25 protein-coding genes and 2 tRNA genes are annotated in these 20,795 nt (G+C 69.0%); 21 read left to right on the forward strand and 6 right to left on the reverse strand.

Going from position 1 to position 20,795, the window contains the following annotated elements; translation table 11 throughout:
- Nucleotides 1-6: 6 nt before the first annotated feature.
- Nucleotides 7-1,398, reverse strand: coding sequence for a sensor histidine kinase (locus VIL67_RS07345; RefSeq protein WP_332048223.1), 1,392 nt, complete (start codon nt 1,396-1,398; stop codon nt 7-9).
- Between the two features lie 479 nt (nt 1,399-1,877).
- Between VIL67_RS07345 and VIL67_RS07350 the strand changes: the two genes are divergently transcribed.
- From VIL67_RS07350 to VIL67_RS07365, 4 genes are all read left to right on the forward strand, one after another.
- Entirely contained in the window at nt 1,878-2,057 is a 180-nt protein-coding gene (locus VIL67_RS07350; protein WP_332048224.1) for a hypothetical protein, read from the forward strand.
- 75 nt (nt 2,058-2,132) lie between these two features.
- Complete coding sequence (locus VIL67_RS07355; protein ID WP_332048225.1) at nt 2,133-2,399, forward strand: hypothetical protein; 267 nt, start codon at nt 2,133-2,135, stop codon at nt 2,397-2,399.
- 3 nt (nt 2,400-2,402) lie between these two features.
- Nucleotides 2,403-2,543 carry a hypothetical protein gene (locus tag VIL67_RS07360; protein ID WP_332048226.1) on the forward strand — a complete coding sequence of 47 codons (141 nt, stop codon included), beginning with the start codon at nt 2,403-2,405 and terminating at the stop codon, nt 2,541-2,543.
- Nucleotides 2,544-2,623: 80 nt separating this feature from the next.
- Nucleotides 2,624-2,860 carry a hypothetical protein gene (locus VIL67_RS07365; protein ID WP_332048227.1) on the forward strand — a complete coding sequence of 79 codons (237 nt, stop codon included), beginning with the start codon at nt 2,624-2,626 and terminating at the stop codon, nt 2,858-2,860.
- A gap of 21 nt (nt 2,861-2,881) precedes the next feature.
- Here the strand turns inward: VIL67_RS07365 and VIL67_RS07370 are convergent, their stop codons facing one another.
- Nucleotides 2,882-3,316 carry a hypothetical protein gene (locus VIL67_RS07370; protein WP_332048228.1) on the reverse strand — a complete coding sequence of 145 codons (435 nt, stop codon included), beginning with the start codon at nt 3,314-3,316 and terminating at the stop codon, nt 2,882-2,884.
- 243 nt (nt 3,317-3,559) lie between these two features.
- On the opposite strand from VIL67_RS07370, the gene VIL67_RS07375 reads away from it, so the two are divergent.
- Both VIL67_RS07375 and VIL67_RS07380 read left to right on the forward strand, forming a co-directional pair.
- Nucleotides 3,560-3,925 carry a hypothetical protein gene (locus VIL67_RS07375; protein WP_332048229.1) on the forward strand — a complete coding sequence of 122 codons (366 nt, stop codon included), beginning with the start codon at nt 3,560-3,562 and terminating at the stop codon, nt 3,923-3,925.
- 1 nt (nt 3,926) lies between these two features.
- Nucleotides 3,927-4,124 carry a hypothetical protein gene (locus tag VIL67_RS07380; protein WP_332048230.1) on the forward strand — a complete coding sequence of 66 codons (198 nt, stop codon included), beginning with the start codon at nt 3,927-3,929 and terminating at the stop codon, nt 4,122-4,124.
- Here VIL67_RS07380 and VIL67_RS07385 read toward each other — a convergent pair.
- The 4 genes from VIL67_RS07385 to VIL67_RS07400 all read right to left on the reverse strand — a co-directional run bounded on the left by VIL67_RS07385 (nt 4,121) and on the right by VIL67_RS07400 (nt 8,954).
- Nucleotides 4,121-4,690, reverse strand: coding sequence for a DUF2239 family protein (locus tag VIL67_RS07385; protein ID WP_332048231.1), 570 nt, complete (start codon nt 4,688-4,690; stop codon nt 4,121-4,123). The two genes, VIL67_RS07380 and VIL67_RS07385, sit on opposite strands and share 4 nt — an antisense overlap.
- 51 nt (nt 4,691-4,741) lie before the next feature.
- On the reverse strand, nt 4,742-6,664 hold the full coding sequence (mdoH, locus tag VIL67_RS07390) for a glucans biosynthesis glucosyltransferase MdoH (protein WP_332048232.1): 1,923 nt from the start codon (nt 6,662-6,664) through the stop codon (nt 4,742-4,744).
- A 132-nt stretch (nt 6,665-6,796) separates the two neighbouring features.
- A complete protein-coding gene (locus VIL67_RS07395; protein WP_332048233.1) occupies nt 6,797-8,680 on the reverse strand; it encodes an acyltransferase family protein in 1,884 nt (627 codons plus the stop codon).
- A gap of 199 nt (nt 8,681-8,879) precedes the next feature.
- Nucleotides 8,880-8,954: transfer RNA gene (locus VIL67_RS07400), tRNA-Thr, on the reverse strand.
- A gap of 351 nt (nt 8,955-9,305) precedes the next feature.
- Here VIL67_RS07400 and murA point away from each other — a divergent pair.
- The 15 genes from murA (at nt 9,306) to VIL67_RS07475 (ending at nt 20,790) form a co-directional block, all read left to right on the forward strand.
- Nucleotides 9,306-10,595, forward strand: coding sequence for a UDP-N-acetylglucosamine 1-carboxyvinyltransferase (gene murA, locus VIL67_RS07405; RefSeq protein WP_332048234.1), 1,290 nt, complete (start codon nt 9,306-9,308; stop codon nt 10,593-10,595).
- A gap of 7 nt (nt 10,596-10,602) precedes the next feature.
- Complete coding sequence (locus VIL67_RS07410; protein ID WP_332048235.1) at nt 10,603-11,028, forward strand: DUF2948 family protein; 426 nt, start codon at nt 10,603-10,605, stop codon at nt 11,026-11,028.
- 44 nt (nt 11,029-11,072) lie between these two features.
- Nucleotides 11,073-12,356 (forward strand): histidinol dehydrogenase, encoded by a 1,284-nt coding sequence (gene hisD / locus VIL67_RS07415; RefSeq protein WP_332048236.1) that lies wholly within the window; start codon nt 11,073-11,075, stop codon nt 12,354-12,356.
- A 79-nt stretch (nt 12,357-12,435) separates the two neighbouring features.
- Entirely contained in the window at nt 12,436-13,440 is a 1,005-nt protein-coding gene (locus VIL67_RS07420) for a fatty acid desaturase (RefSeq protein ID WP_332048237.1), read from the forward strand.
- Nucleotides 13,441-13,508: 68 nt separating this feature from the next.
- Nucleotides 13,509-14,783 carry a mechanosensitive ion channel family protein gene (locus VIL67_RS07425; RefSeq protein ID WP_332048238.1) on the forward strand — a complete coding sequence of 425 codons (1,275 nt, stop codon included), beginning with the start codon at nt 13,509-13,511 and terminating at the stop codon, nt 14,781-14,783.
- A 113-nt stretch (nt 14,784-14,896) separates the two neighbouring features.
- On the forward strand, nt 14,897-15,490 hold the full coding sequence (locus tag VIL67_RS07430; RefSeq protein ID WP_332048239.1) for an SH3 domain-containing protein: 594 nt from the start codon (nt 14,897-14,899) through the stop codon (nt 15,488-15,490).
- Nucleotides 15,491-15,620: 130 nt separating this feature from the next.
- Nucleotides 15,621-16,100 (forward strand): UPF0262 family protein, encoded by a 480-nt coding sequence (locus VIL67_RS07435; protein WP_332048240.1) that lies wholly within the window; start codon nt 15,621-15,623, stop codon nt 16,098-16,100.
- 1 nt (nt 16,101) lies between these two features.
- On the forward strand, nt 16,102-16,563 hold the full coding sequence (locus VIL67_RS07440; protein WP_332048241.1) for an arsenate-mycothiol transferase ArsC: 462 nt from the start codon (nt 16,102-16,104) through the stop codon (nt 16,561-16,563).
- Between the two features lie 112 nt (nt 16,564-16,675).
- Nucleotides 16,676-16,894 carry a translation initiation factor IF-1 gene (infA, locus tag VIL67_RS07445; protein ID WP_111458197.1) on the forward strand — a complete coding sequence of 73 codons (219 nt, stop codon included), beginning with the start codon at nt 16,676-16,678 and terminating at the stop codon, nt 16,892-16,894.
- Nucleotides 16,895-16,900: 6 nt separating this feature from the next.
- Nucleotides 16,901-17,488, forward strand: coding sequence for a Maf family protein (locus VIL67_RS07450; RefSeq protein WP_332048242.1), 588 nt, complete (start codon nt 16,901-16,903; stop codon nt 17,486-17,488).
- A complete protein-coding gene (locus tag VIL67_RS07455) occupies nt 17,485-18,525 on the forward strand; it encodes a ribonuclease E/G (protein WP_332048243.1) in 1,041 nt (346 codons plus the stop codon). Before VIL67_RS07450 ends, VIL67_RS07455 begins: the two co-directional genes overlap by 4 nt.
- Complete coding sequence (locus tag VIL67_RS07460) at nt 18,522-18,692, forward strand: DNA gyrase inhibitor YacG (RefSeq protein ID WP_332048244.1); 171 nt, start codon at nt 18,522-18,524, stop codon at nt 18,690-18,692. The genes VIL67_RS07455 and VIL67_RS07460 overlap by 4 nt, the downstream gene beginning before the upstream one ends.
- A gap of 66 nt (nt 18,693-18,758) precedes the next feature.
- Nucleotides 18,759-18,834: transfer RNA gene (locus VIL67_RS07465), tRNA-Phe, on the forward strand.
- A 592-nt stretch (nt 18,835-19,426) separates the two neighbouring features.
- Entirely contained in the window at nt 19,427-20,350 is a 924-nt protein-coding gene (locus tag VIL67_RS07470) for a MotA/TolQ/ExbB proton channel family protein (RefSeq protein WP_332048245.1), read from the forward strand.
- Between the two features lie 5 nt (nt 20,351-20,355).
- A complete protein-coding gene (locus tag VIL67_RS07475) occupies nt 20,356-20,790 on the forward strand; it encodes an ExbD/TolR family protein (RefSeq protein WP_332048246.1) in 435 nt (144 codons plus the stop codon).
- Nucleotides 20,791-20,795 lie beyond the last annotated feature (5 nt).

A 20,795-nucleotide genomic window follows, 5' to 3' on the forward strand; every position in this document is an offset into this window, starting at 1 on the left:
GGTCGGCTAGAGCAGCCGGCCCTGGGGCTCGTGGACGGTGAAGGCGTGCTGGGGGACGTCCGGGACGCGGACGGTGAAGACGGCGCCGCCTTCGCCGCTCACCTCCAGGCTGCCGCCGATCTGCTGGACCATGGAGCGGACCAGGCGCATGCCAAGCCCGGCGCCCGGCTCGCCGGGCAAGCCGCGCCCGCGGTCCGCCACGGACAACACCAGGGAGCGGTCAACCCGTTCGAGGCGGACGCTGATCTCGCCGGCGGCCGGAGGCGGATAGGCGTGCTTGGCCGCGTTGGTGACAAGCTCGTTGACCACCACCCCCACGGCCACCGCACGGTCGAGGGGTAGGACCGCGGGCTCGGCCAGGAGGCTGATGCGGATACGGTCATGCTCAAGCAGGGAGCTTTGGAGCCGCTGACAGAGGTCCCCGAGGTAGGCGGCGAAATCGACATCGTCCTTGCGGCTCGACCGGTAGAGGCTCGCATGGACGTCGGAAATGGCCTGGATCCGGTCGACCGCCTTCTGCAGGTGCCCGCGCACGTCGGGCGGCGCGGTGCGGGCCTGCAGCGCTAGGAGCGAGGAGACGAGCGCCAGATTGTTCTTCACCCGGTGGTTCAGCTCGTCGAACATCTCGGACTGGCGCGCCTCGGCCACCTTGCGGTGGGTGATCTCCTGGACCAGCTGGGCGAGCTGGTCGTCCGCGACGCGCGCGAGCTGGATCTCGAACCAGCGACTGCTGCCCGGGCTGTTGTACTCGAAGGTCAGCGGCTCGCCGTCCAGCGCGCGGCGGCAGGCCTCCATCCAGTTCGCTGGCGCGCTGGGGATCACCTCACTCTGGCGGCGGCCGATGATGGTCGCGTCGGTGTTGAGGATGCGGAGCATCGCGGGATTGGCCTCGAGGATCACATAGTCGACCAGGGCGCCCTCGGCGTTGCGTACGCCGCGCACGAGAGCGAAGCCCTCCGAGACCGTGTCGAACAGAGTGCGGTACCGCAGCTCACGTTCGGCCAGGCGGGCGGAGTTGAGGCGGAGGCGCCCGACGAGATCGCGCAGGTGCACGCCGCCCAGGGCGATGCACAGGCCCGACAGGCTATATAGCGCGAGATTGACCAGGGTGGCGGGGGAGGGGACGGCCAGCGCCCCCGCTGGGGGCAGGAAGAAGTACCAGCCCAGCAGACCGCCCCCCAGCAAGGTGAGCAGCGCCACAGGCCAGCCGCCCGCCAGGGCGGCGGCCATGATCACGGGATAGTAGAGGCTGAAGGCGACCAGGTTCTGGAAGGTCTCGCCGAGCTCCAGGCGGACGAGGGTGGCCAAGCCCAGGAGCGCCGCGGCCGCCAATTGTGCGAGCAGCCCCTGCAGGGCCGAGACGCGCGCCCCAGACGGACGGCCCTTCGAGCCTTCCATCACCCGCCCCACCTTTGTTGTTCACCTGTCAGGCGAATTGTTGGCGCCGATTTGAGGGAATGGCGACCCATGTTGTCACACGCCTAGGCAGTGTCCGAGGCCGCGCTTAACAAAAGAGCCGAGCGGGCGCCTGTGAACGCCCGCTGAGCGCGCGCCGCGGTCGAAAAGAAGACGCGCGAACACCCGGACCAGGCGACGGGTTCGCGCCTCGTTTGCCTTGCGAAGACTTCCTTCGGCTTCCCGTGGTGCGTGCGAATGGTCGCAGGGGCTGCGGCTACGCTTGAAAGCGAGAACGTCGGTCGTCTACAGCCGCAGCGAGAGTTCGGCGGCGCGCACGTCCAGTGCGCCAACCCGCCGGGGCCCTGGGGCGGCGACGGGCGCGGCGGCGGGCCGCCGCGCCCGCTTCCCCTGTGGGCGATCTCCGGGGTTGCGGCGCCGATGTTGCTGCCGTCCCGGGAGAAACGTCCGCGAGGCCCCACATGCGCCACATCGAGACAGAAACGCCCCTGTCGCAACAGCCGGATCCCGCGGTGATGCGCCTGGTGCGGCGCGAGATGCACGCCGGAGAGGCCATGGCCCTGGCGCTGCTGGCCCGTGACCACCTCCGTCGCCTCACGCCGGCGAACGACCCGCAGCCGCGCCAAATACAGGCCGCCTGAGCCCGCGGCCGCAGCTCTGCTCTTGCAGCCGAACCCGCCGGCGGCTTGTTGAGAGCCGAAGAGGAGGCGTGGCCCATGGATGAAGCGGGGAGGATCCTGTCGCTTGAAGCGCAGCTGGAGGACGTGAAGCGCACGCTGGTGGCGCACGATTTCCTGCTCCGCGCGTTGCTGACCCACCTGGCGCTCTCGGACCCGGAGGCGTTCGGCGGCCTGATCGGCGGCTTCACCCAGTCGGGGCTCTACCGGGCGGACATCTCGGCAGGGGACCTGACCCGGGAGGTCGCCCACGAGCTGACCGGCATGCTGGAGGAGGTGGCCGCGAGCGTCGAACGGCGGAGGTAGGCGATGCGACCCATGACCATGCTGCTGGTAACCCTGGCGGCGCTGGCCCTGACGGCGGTGATCTGGATGGCGAGCGGAGGCCGCGCCTTTGTCTTCGTCCTGCCGCTGGTGGCGCTGCCCTTTCTGATGCGGCGGCGTGGCTGATCACATCTGACTGTTACGTAGAAATCCTCGGAACGGCGATGGGCCCGTGGCGTTGGCCGAGAAAGCCTGGAACTCCCGCCATGATCGACCTGAACGCCGCCGCCGCGGACGACCTCGTCGCGTTGCCGACCGTAGGCTACGCCGCCGCCTACGACCTGATCCTCTACAGGCCCTACCTGACCTGGGAAGAGGTGGAGTACGTGCCGGGGTTCACGCCCGAGCGGGTGGACGAAATCCGGTGCGCCGGGGCGACATTGGGCGCCCCGCCGGCGCAGCAGCCGCTGGTGGAACGCGACCGCAAGGACCTGCTGGCCTGAGGCGGGCGGCGCCTCGGCGCCTCACCAATTGCAGTGGTTGTCGATCCACAGGGTGATGGATCCGACGGCGTCGGCGGCCTGGCGCTGGTGCATGCAATCCGCAAACGCGGTCCGGAACCGCGAGAAGCCGGCCGCGCCGCCGCCCAGCATCACGGGCGTGGTGGCCGTTTCGCCGGCTGCCGCGGCGCAGCTGCGGGCGGTCGCCACGAGGTGAGGCGCAGGGGCGGGGCTGAGGAACTCGCCGATCAGCTCGCCTCGGCGCTCTTCGACGGCATAGCGCTGGCGCGGCAGGAGGAGGCTCAGGGCGCGACGGCGCCGCGGCGAGACGCACTGCTCGGTGATCATGCTGCCGGTCCACAGGCGGTCCGCGGCGCCATGGAAGCCCACCTCGACCCTGGGCCTGGGCTGGAGCGGCGCGTCGGCAGCGTCAGCCGCGGTGGCGCAGCCGAGAGCCATGAGAGCTCCGACCCCCAAGGACCAGAAACGCATCGATATTCCCCCTACCGGCCGGCAGGGTCGCCAGAGCGTGGCTGTAGAGTCAACGAGATCTTAAGCCCGCAGGGTTAACGAGCGGGATGGATGTTCGCATTTTGTTCTTGACGTCCGCGCGCGTTTCTGGGTGCATATCTCCTTCGACCCGCGGATGCGGCGCCAGGTGCTGACGCGGCGGGCCGGGGGCTATGGCCTGGGGCTGCCGTCATGATCCCCCGCTGGTGGATGGCTGTGGCCGCCGTGCTGAGCCTGCTGGCGGCCGTGAGCCTGCTCTACTGGTCGGGGCGGAGGGACGGTGCGGCGGTTGAGCAGCGAAAGACCGCGGCCGCGAAGGCGGAGGCGGCGGTCTCCGCCCTGGAAACGGAGGGCGCGCGCGCCACCGTCCGGCGCGTGGACGTCATCGTGCGCCAGACGGCAGCGGCCACTCAAAGCGCCGCCCGCGCCACTCAAGAGGCCCTGAAAGCGGAGGACGCCCATGCGCCCCTGGATCCACACCGCGCTGACCGGCTGCGCGCTCATGATCGCGAGCTGTGCCTCGCTGCCCCCGAGCTCGCCGGCTGCGCCGCAGATTGAGATGCCGGCCCAGGCGGCCGCGCCGTGCAGCCTCTACGTGCTGCCGGAACGCCCGACCCAGGCTGACCTGGAGGCCGGCTACGCGACGCGCGGCGCACAGATCCTCGCCTGCGACGCAGCCCGCCGCCTAGCGGTGGAGACGCATGCGGCGGAGCATGCGCTGGAGGCGGAGCTCAGGCGTCCCACGCGCCGGCGCTAGAGGCGCGCGCCGCGCTCCACCGTCGCAAGCCGCTGCAGGTAGCTGCGAACCCCCTGCGGCCAGTCGGCGACCAGGCCGTCGAAGCGGACGTCGTCCCCGGCGAACAGGGCGCGCGACGCTTCCTCGAACCCGGGGAGATCGCCGGCCAGCGTGGACATGACGCGATAGAGCGCGTCGCGGGCGGTCCGGGCGCGGCTGGCGTCCTCGCTACTCCGGCGAGCCTCGTCGACCAAACGCCGCAGGGCCGCCGAGGCGCCCCCCGGCTGGGCGGCGAGCCAGTCCCAGTGGCGGGGCAGAAGCGTCACCTCCCGGGCGACCACCCCCAGCGTGGGGCGGCCGCGACCCTGCCGCGGGGGCTCCGGCGGGGGCGGCGCGCCCTCGATGGCAAGGGCAGGGGGATCGGCGAACGGATCGAGCTCGACCTGCCGACCCGTGGCGTCATCGAAAATAAGCACGGTCGAACCGGCCAGCGTTGCGGACCGGGCCGCCTCAGCGACCCGGTCAGCCGAACCGGAGGCGAGTTCTCGACCGCCCGACAGGACGGTGTAGGTCGGTTCAACGGACATGCCGACGGCGTAGCGCGCCGACGGCGCCAGGTCAAATTTGCCCGGGTGAAATCATTCAGCCGCCATGCTGGCCGCCGTGCCGCGCACCGAGATCGGGAACTGGGCGGTCGGGTTGCGGTGGCCGCCCAGGACGGTCGGCAGGGAGCTGGCCCCATCGTGCGCGGGAGTCAGGAGAAGCCCCCGCTCGGCGAAGGCGTCGCCGGTGCGGCGGCGGGAGGTCCAGACGGCGAGCGGCGCCGCGAACAGCAGCGGCAAGACGATCGGGGCGAAGCACAGGAACAGGTCCGGGCGGAAGCAGAGGCCCGCGGTGAAGCCCACGCCGGCGATCATCTGAGGCCGCATGGCGCGCCAGGCGTCCGCCCAGGAGATGCCGTCGGCGTCGCGCTGCTGCGGCCGCCAACCCACGTCACGGCCCCGAAGGATCTGGATCACGGCGTTGGTGTTGGCGACCATCAGGACGGGCGCCAGCACCGCCGAAAGCGCGACCTCGGTAGCGACGCTCTTGAGAACCGCGGTCGCGCCGCCAAAGGCGCGGCGCTCGCCCGGGCGGCTCAGCACGATGAAGGCGCCCATCAGCTTGGGACCGATGAGCAGGAAGGCTGCGAGCATCGAGCCCAGCATGAAGGGGGTGAACTCAGGCGCGAGGAAGTACCACAACGAACCCCAGTCGACCGGGTGCTGCAGCTGCAGGGCCATGCCGATGGCGAGCGCCGCCAGCCAGAGGGGCGAGGCGAGATACGCCAGGGCGCCCATCCCGAGTTGCAGACGGCTCATCGGGTGCAGGCCTGACGCGCCGAGGAGCTTGATGTGCTGCAGGTTGCCCTGGCACCAGCGGTGCTCGCGCCGGATGAAGTCGAGCAGAGTGGGCGGAGTCTCCTCGCAGCTGCCATCCAGGGCGGCCGTGACGTGCACGGCCCAGCCGGCGCGGCGCAGGAGGGCGGCCTCGACCACGTCGTGGCTGAGCACGTCGCCGCCGAACGGCTTTTCGCCCGGCAGGATCGGCAGACGGGCGCAAGCGGCGAACGCCTCCACCCGGACGATGGCGTTGTGGCCCCAGTAGCTGGACTCCGCGCCCGTCCACCAGCCGTAGCCCGCGGCGGCCACGCGACCGTACATGCGCACGCTGAACTGGGAGACGCGGGCGAACAGCGTCCTCGCGCCGACGATGACAGGGGCGGTCTGGATGAGGCCGACGCCGGGATTGCGCTCCATGGCGTCGACCAAGCGCAGGACGGTCTCGCCGGCCAACACGCTGTCGGCGTCGAGGACGATCATGCACTCGTAGGCGCCGCCGAAACGGCTAACCCAGTCGGCGATGTTTCCCGCCTTACGCTCGGTGTTGCGGACCCGGCGGCGCATGTAGACCCGGCTGTGGGCATGAGCGCGGAAAGCAAGGAACGCGGCTTCTTCGGCCGGAGCGACGCGATCGCTGGAGTCGCTGAGCACGTAGAAGTCGAAGGCGTGGGATGCGCCCAGCCGCGCAAGCGAGACGTCGATGGCGGCCAGCCTGCCGAAGGCCGCCGCGGCGTCCTCATTGCAAAGCGGCATCAGCAGAGCGGTGCGCGAGCCGGGCAGAACAGGGCGGGGCGAAAAAGAGAGATCGTCCTGCTCGCGGCCCTTCAGAAGGGCGACGAAGCCGAACAGCGCGCTGCAGAACCAGCAGGCGATCGGGGACGCGAGCAGCAGGAACACGCCTAGCCCGAGCACCTCGAACGGCTCGAAGCCGCGGCGTGCGTAGAGCACGTACGGGCCGATCGCCACCAGGACAGTGAAGAACAGGGTTCCGAGCGCCAGGGCGAAACGCCGGCGCGCGACGCCCGCCGGTGAGGTGGGGAGCACCTGCGAGATCGCAGGCGCGTCGGCGTCGAACGCCTGCCGCGGCATGGCGAGCGGGGACTCGTCCGGCAGCCAAGGGCGTGCGTCGAACTCGGCGGTCTCCAGAGGCGCCGCCAGCTGACGTGCAAGAATGCTCATTCCGCGTCCACCCCGCCCCGAAGGCCCCAGACCGGCTCCGCTGCAGGAGCAGAGTCAGCCTCGTGTCAGATTCCCCGCTGATCAATCACGGACTTGTGAATGCTGCAATAACGAGACGCGTCTGTGCGTCACTTAGGCGTCGCGTGCGTGTTCCGCTTGCACCTGTAGGCGGCGCTCCAGAACGATGGCGGCCACCGCCACCCAACCCACGAGCACAACGGCGTAGGCGCGTTCCCACCAGCCGACGTTCGCGTCGTTGACGGTGCCGGGGAACACCAGGTGCTTGGTGATCACGGTCAGCGTCGCCATCAGGATGAAAACGATGCCCAGGAACAGCTTCAGCCGGGGCAGGTCGCGCTGATGACGCAAGCCCCAAAGCAGCAGAAGCGGAGCAAGCTGAATCCCGAGGCCGAGGTTCACTGCGACGTGCCGCGGATCCGGCCAGGGATAGAGCGCCGCCGTCACCAGACCCGCCCCCGCGATCGCGAACGCTAGAGCGGTGAGGGCCGCGCTCACCCGCGCTCCGGTGATACCAGCCAACGCAAACCCGAACCCGGACCCGGCCAGGGCGGCCATAAGACCGGCGGCAAGCACGCCGCCGTTGAAGAAGATGGGAGCTGGCGAGCCGGCCCCGCCGAGTTCGCTGAGGAACTGGCGCGCGTGGTTGTAGTCGGGATAGGCAGCCATCGAAACCGTGACGCTTGCGAGCGCAACTACCGGGGCGGCCACCCCGAACCCTAGAAGCAGACGCCGCCGTGCAAAGCGCGTGCGTTCGCTGTCATCGGCTGAGGGCGCCTTCAGGCCCCAGAGGGTGCGGACCACCGGAAGGCGACGCACGGCCTCATAGGTCAGAAGGCTCCCGCCGAAGGTGGCGATGATCAGCAGCAACGCTTCGGCGAGGGCGGGCAGCTTTGCGGGCCGCACCAGCCAAACCGCCACCACGAGGATGGTCTGGTGAGCCAGGTAGCAGGGGAAGACAGCCTGGTTCAGATACGCGAGGCGTGGCCCCGACGCTCGCCGCAGGTAGCGGCCGGCGTAACCCAGGGCGGCTGCGATGGCCGTCCATTGAAAGAGGCCGAAGACTATCGCCCGCGGCACGCCCAACCAGGCGCCGCCGCCGGGATGGGCGTGCTGGATGACGACGATGGGGAAGGCCACGCAGGCGAGGGCGAGGCTGGTGCGCCGAAGGCCTTCGAGATCTTTCCACAGCGAGGCATGGCCCACCATGAGGTAGCCGAAGAGGAAGGCGGCGAAGGACTGCGCGTGATTGTACCAGTCGCCAGTCAGGTTGTTGGTGACCCCGAACAGCGGGAACAGCGTGATGCGGATAGCGATGAGGTAGGCGGCGGGGACGACGAGGGCGCGCCAGCCGTGCAGGTGGCGCGCAAGGTGATCGCCGAGGCGCCGGATCGAGGCGGAGGCGGTCAGCAGCGGGCTCGCCAGCACAGCGTAGACGGCGACGTACACAACGAACCAAAGATGATTGACCGGTACGCCATCGGCGAGACCTGCTGGACTGAACTCCCGTGCCGCCCACGGGATCAGGCCCCCAGTCCACGACCCCTTGTCCATGGCTTCGATCCAGGACTGGACGGGCACGAGCACAAGCACCCCGAAGATGAGCGGCGGCGCCAGCCGTCTCAGACGCTCCAGGGCGAGTTCTCCCGCCGAGCGGCCGGCGGCCACGAAACGTAGAGCAGCGCCGGACACCAGGAACAGGAGAGTGAGCCGCCACGGCCCGGTGGCCAGCAGCGCCTCTTCCATCCAAGGAAAGGTGTGGGTGCTCTGTACGTGCCAGTCCAGCGGACCATAGACGAGGCCTACGTGGAAAAGGATCAGCAGTGCGAACGCGATGATCCGGATCCAGTCCAGATCGTACCGGCGGCCGCCCTCGGGACGGTCGAGCCGGGCGCTGCCAGACCGCATAGCTCCGGGCGCACGCTCCGCGCCCCCGCCCAGATGGGCGCGGCGGGCCAGCACGGCGGCCGCCCATGACGCGGAACTCGGTGCGGTCATGTCCCCTCCGAACGAGCCGACCAAAAGCGCAACCGACGCCATTGCGCAATCGCGATCCGTGGAACACGGGCGCAATGCCGCAATCGCCTCAGGCGGCAGCGGGGGCGAAGGGTCTCGAGGGAGCGCCTGCAGGCCATGCCGTAGAGGCGGGTTTAGCTGGATTGGCGACCCCCTAAGCTCGTCCGAGCTTAGGGGGTCATGGTGCCGCCGGGCAGGATTGAACTGCCGACCTCAGCCTTACCAAGGATGCGCTCTACCACTGAGCTACGGCGGCGAAAGGCGAGGCGGGGCATATAGCGGGACGACTCGGACTCGGGAAGCCCCCATGGGCGGCAAATTTGCTTGACCCCCCAATCTGGTGGCTGCACCCCTCAAGCATGGCCCGTGACGAAAAGCCTGCCCTGTCACCTCCGAGCGACCGAGAAGCCAAGCTTGCCCAGGCGTTGCGGGCGAACCTGCGGCGCCGCAAGGCCGGCCCGCCGAACGCCTCCACGCCACCTGCACCGAATGAGGATCCGAACCCCTGAGCGTCGCCCTTTGCGCCGCCGGTCCCGCACGCTAGATAGCGCGCCGAAGGGCTGACCCCCGCGACTCCCCGCAACAGCGTCGCCTCGAAGGATTGGGATTGGACCGCATCGCCATCACCGGCGGCGCGCGCCTGAAGGGAGAGATCCCGATCAGCGGCGCCAAGAACTCGGCCATCAAGCTGATGGCCGCGAGCCTGCTCACGGACGAGCCGCTGCGGCTCACCAACATGCCACGCCTGGCGGACACCCGCTTCCTCGGCAAGCTCCTGCAGCGGCTGGGTACGGACGTAGTCGAGGCGGAGCCGCCGAGCGGCTCTGAAACCGTGCTCACCACCCGCGAGATCGTCTCCGGCTTCGCGCCGTACGACCTGGTCCGCCAGATGCGCGCATCGTTCAATGTGTTGGGCCCGCTGCTGGCCCGCAGCGGTCAGGCGAAGGTTTCGCTCCCCGGCGGGTGCACGATCGGCGCTCGTCCGGTGGACCTGCACCTGAAGGCGCTGGAGGCTCTGGGCGCAAAGATCGACCTGCACGAAGGGTACGTCTATGCCCAGGCCCCCCGCGGGCTGAGGGGCGGCGAGATCGACTTTCCATTCGTCTCGGTGGGCGCCACAGAGCACGCGCTCCTGGCCGCGGTGCTCGCGAACGGTGAGACCGTGATGACGAATGCGGCCCAGGAGCCGGAGATCGTCGACCTCGCCGACTGCCTCAACAAGATGGGAGCAAAGGTAAGCGGGGCTGGGACTTCGACGATCCGGGTGCAGGGCGTGACCAGCCTGACGGGCGCCACCCATGCCGTGCTGCCGGATCGAATCGAGACGGGCACCTACGCCCTGGCGGCCGCAATGGCCGGTGGCGAAGTCCGCCTGACCCGCACGCGTTGCGATTTCATCCAAGCGCTGATCGACAAGATGGTCGAAGCGGGCGTGGAAGTAACGTCGCACAATGATGGTTTGACCATCCGGCGCAACGGTGGGCGGCTCCGCGCCGTTGAGATCGGAACCGATCCCTATCCTGGGTTTGCGACTGACCTGCAGGCGCAGTTCATGGCCCTAATGACCCTTGCCGATGGCGAGAGCGTGATCCGCGAGACGATCTTCGAAAACCGCTTCATGCACGCGCCAGAGCTGAGCCGGCTCGGCGCCGACATCACGGTGCAAGGGGGCGAGGCCCGGGTGCGGGGGGTCGACGCCCTGGAAGGCGCTCAGGTGATGGCCACCGATCTCCGGGCTTCCGTGAGCCTGGTGATCGCCGGCCTTGCCGCCCGCGGCGAGACGGTGGTCAACCGCGTCTACCATCTCGATCGTGGTTTCGAACGCCTGGAAGAGAAGCTCGGCGCGTGCGGCGCCGAGATCCGTCGCATCAAGGGCGACAGCGAGGCGGAGGACTAGATTCTGAATGGCTGACCCCGCCCCGCTTCGCCTTCTGGCGCAGGACGAGCAGGATCTCGCGGTCATCTCGGCCGCGTTGCAGGACGCCGTCGCCAAGGTCGGCGACATCCAGTTCGAACCGAAGGCGCGGCGCTTGACCATCGCGTTCAACCGCTTCCGTTGGGAAGCCGGCAAGGGCGAGCGCGTTCGCGCAGCCCTGCAGCTGGGCGGCGTGCTCAAGGTGCAGACCCGCAAAATCCGACGGGATGCGCCGGGCGCCGTGATCGAGATCCTGGCGCTCACCTTCGAACCGGGCGAGGCGCCGGGCGGTGTCATCACGCTCAGTTGCGCGGGGGGCGGGGACCTGCGCGCGAGCGTGGAATGCATCGAGGCCGTGTTGGCGGATGTCTCGAAGCCTTGGCCCACGCCCAGAACGCCGACCCACGAAGTCTAGCCGCGGCATGGCGCCGAGCGCCGCTCGCCGGTAAAGAGCGCGCCATGCGCCGCTTCCACTTCTCTGATCCTGAATTCGAGACCGCGTTCGCCGCCTTCGTCGACGAGCGGCGCGACACGCCGGAGGAGGTCGACGCCATCGTGCGCGACGTCCTCGCCGCCGTTCGCGGTGAGGGCCTCGAGGCCCTGCTGAGGTTCGCCCGCGACTTCGATAAGGTCGAGCTCGACGCCGAGACCATCCGGGTTACCGAGGCGGAAATCTCGGAAGGCGCGGACGCATGCGCCGCCGATGTGCGCGACGCCATCGCCTTCGCGGCTGCCCGGATCCGCGCTTACCACGAGCGGCAGCGTCCCGCCGACCAGCGCTTCACCGACGAAGCGGGGGTCGAGCTCGGCTGGCGCTGGGGCCCTCTGGAAGCCGTCGGCATCTACGTGCCCGGAGGGCGCGCGGCCTATCCCTCCACCGTCCTGATGAACGCGGTGCCGGCCGCCGTCGCGGGCGTCTCACGCATCGCCATGGTCACCCCGCCAGGTCGGCTGCAGCCGGCGGTGCTCGCCGCCGCCCGGGCGGCCGGCGTCACGGAGATCTGGCGCGTTGGCGGCGCACAGGCTGTGGCGGCCCTGGCCTATGGCGCTGGCCCTATCAAGCCGGTGGACAAAATCGTCGGCCCTGGGAACGCCTTCGTCACCGCAGCCAAACGCCGGGTCTACGGCGTCGTGGGGATCGACGCGCTCGCCGGCCCGTCCGAGATCGTGGTCGTCGCGGACGGCGCCAACGAGCCGGACTGGATCGCGGCCGACCTGCTCTCCCAGGCCGAGCACGACCCCGCCGCTCAATCCATCCTCATCACAGATGACGAAGCCTTCGCGGCGCGCGTCGAAGCGGCTGTCGAGGCGCAACTCACCACACTCTCCACCGGCAAGGACGCGGCGTTGTCCTGGCGCGACCATGGGGCGGTGGTGATCGCTCCGCTCGACGAGTCGCCGCGGCTCGTGGACCTGATCGCGCCCGAGCACGTGGAGTTTGCGGTCGCCGCGCCGGAGCAACTTGCAGACCGGGTCCGCCACGCCGGGGCGATTTTCCTGGGACGGCACGCTCCGGAGGCGATCGGCGATTACGTGGCCGGCTCCAACCACGTGCTCCCGACGAGCCGCGCAGCCCGATTCTCCTCGGGCCTGTCCCTCTACGACTTCCTCAAGCGCACATCCTTCGTGAAGTGCGATGAAGCCGCCTTCGCCGTCTTGGCGCCTGCGACGGTCGCCCTGGCTGAAGCGGAGGGGTTGCCGGCGCACGCCCGTTCCGCCGCGATCCGACTGCGCCCGCGTTAGGCCGGCCACGTCGGAACCGCCGCATTGCAACCTTGTTTCTGGAGCACGGCACGCCACGCCGCCTCCATTGGATAGATTGATGCCTGCAGACGCGACGACCGCCAGCGCCTGGTCCAAGAAGCTTGCCCCCTACAAGACGCCGCAAACTGCGCGCAGCATCTTCGAGATCGTGATTACCGCTGCCCCGCTGCTGGCGCTCTGGGGCCTTGCCTGGTTCCTGCATGCTCGAGGGTTCTGGTGGGCGGCGCTGTTGCTAGCCATCCCTGCAGCGTTGTTCCTGGTCCGGCTGTTCCTGATCCAGCACGACTGCGGCCATCAGGCGTTCTTCGCCAACCGGCAGGCGAACGATTGGGTCGGCCGCATCATCGGCGTCTTCACCCTGACTCCCTATGACTATTGGCGGCAGACGCACGCGATCCACCACGCTACGTCAGGCAACCTCGACCGCCGGAGCCTCGGCGCGATCGAGATGCTCACCGTCGAAGAGTACCGGGCGCTGCCGGCGCACAAGCGGCTGGGCTACCGGCTCTACCGGCACCCTGCGGTGATGTTCGGGCTGGGGCCGGCCTTCGTCTTCTTCCTGATGAACCGGCTGCCCATCGGGATGATGCGCCAGGGCTGGCGCCCGTGGGCGAGCGTTCTCGGCAACACAGCTGCGGCTGCCGGAGGGCTGGCGGCTCTGGTCTGGCTGTTCGGGCCGATGCCGGTGCTGCTGGTCAATGCACTGACCATGCTGCTCGCGGCCACGATCGGGGTCTGGCTGTTCTATATCCAGCACCAGTTCGAGGGCGCCAGCTGGTCCCGCAACGGTGTCTGGAAGCGAGACGAGGCGGCCCTCGCGGGCAGCTCGCACTACGACCTGCCGCCTGTGCTGCGCTGGTTCACGGCCAACATCGGCATCCACCACGTGCACCACCTGTCGAGCCGCATCCCCTACTACCGCCTGCCCAAGGTGCTGCGGGACCATCCCGAACTGGCTCCGATGAGCCGGGTTGGGCTGCTCGAGAGCTTCCGCTGCGCGCGGCTGGCGCTCTGGGATGAATCGCAGGGGCGGCTAGTGTCCTTCCGCGAGGTCCGCGCCTGAAGCTGGCGGCGGAACCTCGCCTACGGTGAAGGCGTTCGCCGCCGGGGACGTAGTTCGACAGGCTCCGCATGCTTTCATCTCCCGCCGCCGCCGAAACGGCGGCGCCGGCCGCCGACGCGGTCCAGCCCTCCTTCGCCGAGCAGATCACCGCCTTCGGCCGAAACGCCTGGGCTCACTTGGTGCAGCTCGATCCACGCGAGACGGGGCTCAACTTCCTCGTCTCCGCTGCAGTGATCATCGGCGCGTTGGCCGCGATCTGGCTGCTCGGGCGGCTTTTCAACCGCTGGGTCCAGCGGTTCTCCGATAGCTGCAACGTCGAGGTGGCGCCCGAAGAGCAGCGGGCGTCTCGCGCAGCCGGCGTGACCTGGAGCCTGCTGCGTGTGTTCATCCTCGGCGCAGCCGCGCTGCTGATCCTAAGCGTGTGGGGCATCGATCCCTGGGCGTGGATCTCGCGCGGCGCCGGGGCGCGGCTGTTGCGGCTCGCGCTGATCCTGGTCCTGGTCACTGCCTTGGTGGAGGTCGCCGGGTTCGTCACACGGCGCTTCGTGGAAGGCTTCGCCAGGCGCAGCCGCGACGAGCGCCGCGCCAATCAGATCCGATCACTTGGACCGCTGCTCACGGGCTCCATCCAGGCCGTGCTGCTGGTGGTCGGGCTGCTCACCTTCCTGTCGGAGCTCGGTCTACAAGTCGGACCGCTCCTGGCCAGCGCCGGGGTGGTCGGCCTAGCCGTCGGCTTCGGGGCGCAGACCCTGGTGAAGGACTTCCTTACCGGCGTTTTCCTGATCGCCGAGGACGCGGTGTCGGTGGGCGACAACGTGCGGATCGGCGACGCCAGCGGCACGGTCGAGGCCATGACGCTCCGCACCATCCGCCTGCGCAACATGAACGGCACGCTGCACATCTTCCCGTACAGCGAGGCGCAGGTGATCCATAACCGCACGAAGATCTTCTCGTCTTATGTGGTCGCTCTGCCGGTCAGCTATGACGCAGACGTAGACCAGGCGCTGGCCATCATGCAGCGGGTTGGCGACGAGCTCGCGGCCGACCCCGCCTTCCGCGATCAGATCACCCGTCCCTACGAGCCGCTGGGCGTCGACCAGCTCAGCGAAAGCGCCGTCACTCTGAAGGGGCGGCTCACGACCCGGCCGAAGGACCAGTGGAAGGTCGGCCGCGAGTACAATCGCCGGATCAAGCGCGCCTTCGACGAGGCGGGGATCTCGAGCCCCTTCACCAGCGTCCAGATGCTGCCCATGGAGCAGGCGCCCTCCGACGACGATGCGCCGACGGCAGTGGCCCGGTCGGCGCGCGCCTTCCGCTCGCTGCAGGACCGTCCACAAAGCTGAACAGTTCCTGTCACGCCGGCCCAAAGGACGTTCAGGCTCGGCGCTCTACGTTCGGGACACACACCCACCGGGCGACGGGCTCAGGGTGACAATGTGAAACGACGGAGACCGAGATGCGCACTTCGAAGACCAACAAGCTGATCGGCGGCGGCGCGGCCGCGGCTGTTCTGGCGGGGGCGCTGGCCGTGGGCGTGGGCAGCGCCCAGGCTGCGGGCATCAACGGCGTGACCAACTGCTCGGCAAACGGCGGCAAGCAGGAAGCCGGCGCGGCCATCGGCGCGGTCGTCGGCGGCCTGATCGGCAACAAGGTGGGTGGCCGCCACCCCACCGGCGAGACGGTGCTGGGCGCCGCCGCTGGCGCCGCCGCTGGCTCGGCCATCGGGTGCCAGATGCAGAAGAACACGGCCCGGGAGCACGCCTACGGCTCGACCTACACCCGCGGCGGCTATCGCCTGTCCTCCTCGATCGCGCCGGCGAGCTACAGCCGCATCGGCGACACCTTCGTGGCGAACCGGACGGTGAACCTGCGGTCCGCGCCGACGACGGGCTCGGGCCGCGTGGGGAGCCTGCGGGCCGGCGAGCGCTTCCAGGCTCTGGCCCAGGTGCGCGGCTCCGACTGGATTCTGGTGGGGCAGGGCGGTGTCGGCGTGGGCTATGTCCATCAGGCCTATGTCCAGCCGGAAGGCTACCGCTACGCGCGCTACTAGCCGCGAGGCCATCGTGGAAAACGCCCGGCGCACCCCGCGCCGGGCGTTTTTTCGTATCCGCCGCGGCGTTCGCGTCGCGGCGGGATGACGTGCCCCCCCGGAATGCCATAAAGCTCCGCAAACCGGACCCATGGCCGCCGACGAACGCACCAAGCACCGCCTGCAAAGCGTCGAGCTCGACGAGGAGTCGCTCGCGGCGGTCTCGCGCGACCAGGAGCAGGAGCGCCAGATCGCGATCTTCGACCTCCTCGAAGAGAATTACTTCGTCCCGGAAGGCGCGGAGAGCGGGCCCTACGATCTGCGGATGGGCCTGGTTGAGAATCGCCTGGTCTTCGATGTGCGGGGTCCCGGCTACGAACGCCGGCACATCCTGTCGCTCTCGCCGTTCCGCACCCTCATCAAAGACTACTTCATGATCTGCGAGAGCTACTACCAGGCGATCCGGAACTCGACTCCGGCGCAGATCGAGGCGCTCGATATGGGCCGGCGGGGGCTGCACAACGAAGCCTCGGAGCTCCTGCAGGCGCGGCTGAAGGGCAAGGTCGAAACCGACCTCGACACGGCGCGGAGACTCTTCACCCTGATCTGCGCGCTGCACTGGCGGGGCTGAAGTGACGACCCAGGACGAGCGTTCCCCCTTGCCGGGCGCGGTGCTGTTCGCCTGCAACCTGAATCGGGTCCGCTCGCCCATGGCCGAGGCGATCCTGAAGCAGTTGCTGGGAGACCGGGTCTTTGTGGACAGCTGCGGACTGAAGCGCGAGGCCGGCCCCGGAGAATCCGACGTCGACCCCTTTGTCGAAGCGGTGATGGGCGAGATCGGGTGCGACCTGGCTAGGCACCGCGCCAAGACCTTCGACCAGCTGGAGGACGACTCCTTCGACCTGGTCATCTCGCTGACCCCGGAGGCGCAGCACCGGGCTGTCGAGATGACCCGAGGCCGGGCGGTGGAGATCGAGTACTGGCCGACTTTCGATCCGACCGTGGCGGAAGGTTCGCGCGAGGCAAGGCTCAGCGCCTACCGCGAAGTTCGCGACGCGCTGGCGCGCCGTATCGCCGAGCGCTTCGGCCGCTGAGCGGCGCCCATCGACCGGGCCCGCGCCTCTGCGCTATATTTCGCCGCTGTTCACGGCTCGCGGCCTCGTTTAAGGCGCGAGCCGTCGTTTTATCCTCCTCGCGGGAGCCGGCATGGCGAAGGAAGAGCTTCTGGAATTTCCGGGCACGGTCAGTGAAGTCCTGCCCAATGCGACATTCCGCGTGAAACTCGAAAACGACCACGAGATCATCGCCCACACGGCCGGCAAGATGCGCAAGAACCGCATCCGTGTGTCGGCGGGCGACAAGGTGCTCGTGGAGATGACGCCCTACGACCTGACCAAGGGCCGCATCACCTTCCGCGTCCGCTAGCCGGCCTTGACCGCCCAGCCGCAACGCCTGGTCCTTGCATCGGCCAGTCCCAGGCGGCTCGACCTCCTGCGCCAGATCGGCCTCGTCCCGGACGCCGTCTTCCCCGCAGAGCTCGACGAATCTCCCCTCAAAGACGAGACGCCACGCCAGCTCGCGCTGCGACTGGCGATGGCGAAATGCGCCCATGCCGCGGCCGCTGAGCCCGGCAGCTTCGTGATCGGCGCTGATACGGTCGTGGCTGTTGGCCGCCGCGTCCTGCCGAAGGCCGAGACCGAGGCCGAGGTCCGCGCCTGCCTCGAGCTGCTGTCAGGCCGCGCCCACCGTGTCCTCACGGGCGTGGCTGTCACGCGGCCCGGCGGGCGCACGGGTCAGCGGCTGGTGGAAACCAAGGTTCGGTTCAAGCGACTGTCGCACCAGGAGATCGAACGCTACCTGGCGAACGGCGAGGGGCTCGGCAAGGCAGGGGGCTACGCCATCCAAGGCCGCGCGGCGGCCTACGTGCTCAGCTTGCAGGGCTCCTATTCCGCGGTGGTTGGCCTGCCGCTCTACGAATCGGCCAGCCTGCTCGGCGGCCTGGGGTACGTCCTGCCATGAGCGAACGGCGGCTCTTCCTCGACCGCGGCGTGGGCGAGAGCCGGGGCGTGGTCACCCTCGACGGCCGCCCCGAGCGATTGATCATTCGTCGCCGCGGTGACGATCCGAAGCTTGTCGTCGGCGCACGCTGCGTCGCGCGGGTCGCCAGCGTCGAGCCGGCCCTTGCCACCGCCTTCCTCGACCTGGGCGGCGGTGCTGAGGCCATCCTGCCGTTCAAGCCTGACGCGCGACCGGTGCGCGGCCAGCCCGTCGAGATCGAGATCCGCAGCGAGCCACGCCGCGGCAAGCTCGCCATCGCCCGCTTGATCGGGCCCGCCGAGGGCGCGCCGCGGCTGCTGGGGGCGGCGCGCGACCTCGCCGACGAGCTGCGCGGCTATGCCCGCGACGCTGCGCTGGTGGAAGGCGCTGCGGCCCGGGACGTGGCCGATGAGGCTGAGGCGGAGGCGCTCGAGGTTCTTCACCCGATCCCCGGCGGCGGCGTGCTCGCCGTGGAGCCCACCCGCGCGCTGACCGCCATCGACGTCGATCTGGGAGAGCGGAAAGGCGCCGACGCCAAACGCGTGACCCGCGCCGCGAATCTCGCCGCGCTCGCCTTGGCGGCCCGGCTCCTTCGTCTGAAGGGGCTCGGCGGGATCGTGGTGATCGACCTCGTCGGGCGTGGCCACGACGGCGCCGCGCTCATGGCCGCCGCCCGGGCCGCTTTCGGCCCGGACAATCCTGGCGTCGCCATCGGTCCAGTCGGCCGCTTCGGGACCATGGAGCTCTCGCTCCCGCGACGGATCCAGCCGCTATCCGAGGTGCTCTGCGGCGAGGACGGCCAGCTCAGCGATCGCACCCTGGCCCACCGGTTGATCCGGCAGATCGAGCGCGAAGCGGCCGCCCAGGGCGGGGCGAGAATCACGGCGCGCTGCGCACCGGCGGTGGAGGCGGCGGCGGGGCCGCTGGCGCGCGAACTTGCCGGGCGCATCGGCGCACGATTCATCGTCGCCGCCGATCCGGCATTTCCGCGTGCACGGATCGAGGTCACGGCCACATGAGCACGCCCGCATGTGCGATCTGCGGCAAGCCAGCCACACCGGAATACCGGCCCTTCTGCTCCCGGCGATGCGCCGATGTCGACCTGCAGCGATGGCTGAGCGGGCGCTACGCAGTGCCTGCCGTGGAGAGCGAAGAGCCCTCTGATGAAGTCCCGCAGCCGGATTGAAAGGCTCGCTGGACTTCCGAAAAAGCCTCCCCTATAGACGCGGCTCCCGCGTCGGCGGCTTGCAGCGCCTGGGTAGCTCAGTTGGTAGAGCAGCGGATTGAAAATCCGCGTGTCGGTGGTTCGAATCCGCCCCCAGGCACCATCTCCCCCCGCCCTCCGAACGGCGGCGCGCAGCGCCCGCAACCGGTCCGCCACAGCAGATAAAGTCGGGAATGACTGCGCGGCGGCCAAGCAACGCGCTCGCCGCGCCTTTTTTCAGGTTCGCAGAGTCAGTTATTCCAGACCTGATCTTCGACAACGCGGTTCCGCAGAACATTGCTGCGGTGCAACAGCAAATTTCCCGGCAGAGTGGAAAAGGCTGCGTAGCTTCAGCGGGCGCCGATTGTGCGCTGCAGCGTCATAGGCGGGCGAAGAGATTTCACAAGTCTGTCTAAGCCTATCGCCCCTTGACGGCTTAATAAGGGGTTGCCAAAGGGTCGCAGCCGCACGTCTAAGATAGCGGTAAGACTTCGGGTTCCTTCGGGAGTTCGGGGTCGCCTCGCGCCTTCGAAACGCCAAGCTTCCACGAGCAGTTGGGAGTATGCGTTGCGGGTCGGGCGTAAGCGACAGCGGCTCTGTCGTTTCGGTCCGGTAACACGGGTCGGGACGGCGGGCTTGTTTCAACTAGGGTGGAGACGCTCTCGCGCGACGACCCTCCGGCCAATCGTGCTAGACCAACCAGGAACTGGCGACAGATGCTCGACAACAAACTGAAGACCCCTTTCATCGCTCTCGTCGGCGCGATCGCGCTGGCGGCGAGCGCGCCGGCGTTCGCCCAGGACGCCGCCGCCCCGGCCGCTCCGGCCGCTGACGCCGCCGCCGCTCCGGCCGCTGGTGGCGCCGCCCCCACCGCCGCTCCGGCTGGCGACCCCGCCGCCGCCGCTCCTGCGGCGGGCGCCGAAGGCGGCGATCCGCCGACCATGAAGCATGCCGGCAAGCTCGGCATCGGCACCATGTTCATGGACGCCGACCCGGTCGTGAAGGTGATCATGATCGGCCTCGTGCTGGCCTCGATCTTCTCGTGGACCCTGCTGCTCACGAAGATGCTCGAGTTCCGCAACCTGAACCGCGTGACCGACAACTTCCTTGAGCAATTCCGCGGCGCGAAGTCGATCAACGACATGAACCGCATCGCCCTCTCGGAAGAGTTCGACGGCAACCCGCTGGCCGATATGGCCGCCGCGGCCGCCCAGGAAATCGAACTGTCGCGTCAGGCTGGCCTGCAGATCGCCGGCGAGCACCGCGACACCACCGTGATGCGCGCCCAGGCCGCCGTCGGCGCCGTGCAGGCCTCCCTGGCCCGCCGTCTCTCCAGCGGCATGCAGTTCCTGGCCTCGGTCGGCTCCAACGGTCCGTTCATCGGTCTGTTCGGCACCGTCTACGGGATCATGAACTCGTTCATCGGGATCGCGAACACGAACACCACCAACCTGGCCGTCGTGGCGCCGGGTATCGCCGAAGCCCTCCTGGCCACCGGCCTGGGCCTCTTCGCCGCTATCCCGTCGGTTATCTTCTACAACTACTTCCAGACCCGCATCTCCGCCTACGGCGCGCGGACGGAAGGCTTTGTGGCTGAGCTGATGAACGCCATCTCCCGGCAGCTCGACAAGGGGGCGTAAGCCACATGGCAGCCAAACTCTCGGGCTCCGGGGGCGAAGGCAAATACCAAGAGGAGCAGAACGCCGAGATCAACGTCACGCCCTTCGTGGATGTGATGCTCGTGCTCCTGATCATCTTCATGGTGGCGGCCCCTATGGCGGCCGTCACTGTGAAGGTGGCCCTGCCCCCCGCGGTCGCGCCGCCTTCGACGAACCCGCCTAAGCCCGTCTACATCTCCCTCCAGGAGAACGGGCGGATCTTCATCCAGGACTTCCCGTCCGACCTCGCCACCCTCGGTGACGACCTGCGGACGAACCTGGGCGAGAGCCGCAATCCGACCAAGGAGCGGATCTTCATTCGGGCCGACAAGAACGTGCTCTACGGCGACTTCATGGGCGTTATGAACATGCTGCAGGACAATGGGTTCTACAGCGTGGCCCTCGTCGGCGAAGAGCAGTGAGGACG

The organism is Phenylobacterium sp., from assembly GCF_036563385.1.
In the GTDB taxonomy this organism is placed as follows: domain Bacteria; phylum Pseudomonadota; class Alphaproteobacteria; order Caulobacterales; family Caulobacteraceae; genus Phenylobacterium.

What these genes read in the sequence shown, in the direction of transcription:
- VIL67_RS07345 (WP_332048223.1), bottom strand. Translation starts at nt 1,398, where the DNA reads ATGGAAGGCTCGAAGGGCCGTCCGTCTGGGGCGCGCGTCTCGGCCCTG.
- VIL67_RS07350 (WP_332048224.1), top strand. Translation starts at nt 1,878, where the DNA reads ATGCGCCACATCGAGACAGAAACGCCCCTGTCGCAACAGCCGGATCCC.
- VIL67_RS07355 (WP_332048225.1), top strand. Translation starts at nt 2,133, where the DNA reads ATGGATGAAGCGGGGAGGATCCTGTCGCTTGAAGCGCAGCTGGAGGAC.
- VIL67_RS07360 (WP_332048226.1), top strand. Translation starts at nt 2,403, where the DNA reads ATGCGACCCATGACCATGCTGCTGGTAACCCTGGCGGCGCTGGCCCTG.
- VIL67_RS07365 (WP_332048227.1), top strand. Translation starts at nt 2,624, where the DNA reads ATGATCGACCTGAACGCCGCCGCCGCGGACGACCTCGTCGCGTTGCCG.
- VIL67_RS07370 (WP_332048228.1), bottom strand. Translation starts at nt 3,316, where the DNA reads ATGGCTCTCGGCTGCGCCACCGCGGCTGACGCTGCCGACGCGCCGCTC.
- VIL67_RS07375 (WP_332048229.1), top strand. Translation starts at nt 3,560, where the DNA reads ATGATCCCCCGCTGGTGGATGGCTGTGGCCGCCGTGCTGAGCCTGCTG.
- VIL67_RS07380 (WP_332048230.1), top strand. Translation starts at nt 3,927, where the DNA reads ATGCCGGCCCAGGCGGCCGCGCCGTGCAGCCTCTACGTGCTGCCGGAA.
- VIL67_RS07385 (WP_332048231.1), bottom strand. Translation starts at nt 4,690, where the DNA reads ATGTCCGTTGAACCGACCTACACCGTCCTGTCGGGCGGTCGAGAACTC.
- mdoH (WP_332048232.1), bottom strand. Translation starts at nt 6,664, where the DNA reads ATGAGCATTCTTGCACGTCAGCTGGCGGCGCCTCTGGAGACCGCCGAG.
- VIL67_RS07395 (WP_332048233.1), bottom strand. Translation starts at nt 8,680, where the DNA reads ATGACCGCACCGAGTTCCGCGTCATGGGCGGCCGCCGTGCTGGCCCGC.
- VIL67_RS07410 (WP_332048235.1), top strand. Translation starts at nt 10,603, where the DNA reads ATGGCTGACCCCGCCCCGCTTCGCCTTCTGGCGCAGGACGAGCAGGAT.
- hisD (WP_332048236.1), top strand. Translation starts at nt 11,073, where the DNA reads ATGCGCCGCTTCCACTTCTCTGATCCTGAATTCGAGACCGCGTTCGCC.
- VIL67_RS07420 (WP_332048237.1), top strand. Translation starts at nt 12,436, where the DNA reads ATGCCTGCAGACGCGACGACCGCCAGCGCCTGGTCCAAGAAGCTTGCC.
- VIL67_RS07425 (WP_332048238.1), top strand. Translation starts at nt 13,509, where the DNA reads ATGCTTTCATCTCCCGCCGCCGCCGAAACGGCGGCGCCGGCCGCCGAC.
- VIL67_RS07430 (WP_332048239.1), top strand. Translation starts at nt 14,897, where the DNA reads ATGCGCACTTCGAAGACCAACAAGCTGATCGGCGGCGGCGCGGCCGCG.
- VIL67_RS07435 (WP_332048240.1), top strand. Translation starts at nt 15,621, where the DNA reads ATGGCCGCCGACGAACGCACCAAGCACCGCCTGCAAAGCGTCGAGCTC.
- infA (WP_111458197.1), top strand. Translation starts at nt 16,676, where the DNA reads ATGGCGAAGGAAGAGCTTCTGGAATTTCCGGGCACGGTCAGTGAAGTC.
- VIL67_RS07455 (WP_332048243.1), top strand. Translation starts at nt 17,485, where the DNA reads ATGAGCGAACGGCGGCTCTTCCTCGACCGCGGCGTGGGCGAGAGCCGG.
- VIL67_RS07460 (WP_332048244.1), top strand. Translation starts at nt 18,522, where the DNA reads ATGAGCACGCCCGCATGTGCGATCTGCGGCAAGCCAGCCACACCGGAA.
- VIL67_RS07470 (WP_332048245.1), top strand. Translation starts at nt 19,427, where the DNA reads ATGCTCGACAACAAACTGAAGACCCCTTTCATCGCTCTCGTCGGCGCG.
- VIL67_RS07475 (WP_332048246.1), top strand. Translation starts at nt 20,356, where the DNA reads ATGGCAGCCAAACTCTCGGGCTCCGGGGGCGAAGGCAAATACCAAGAG.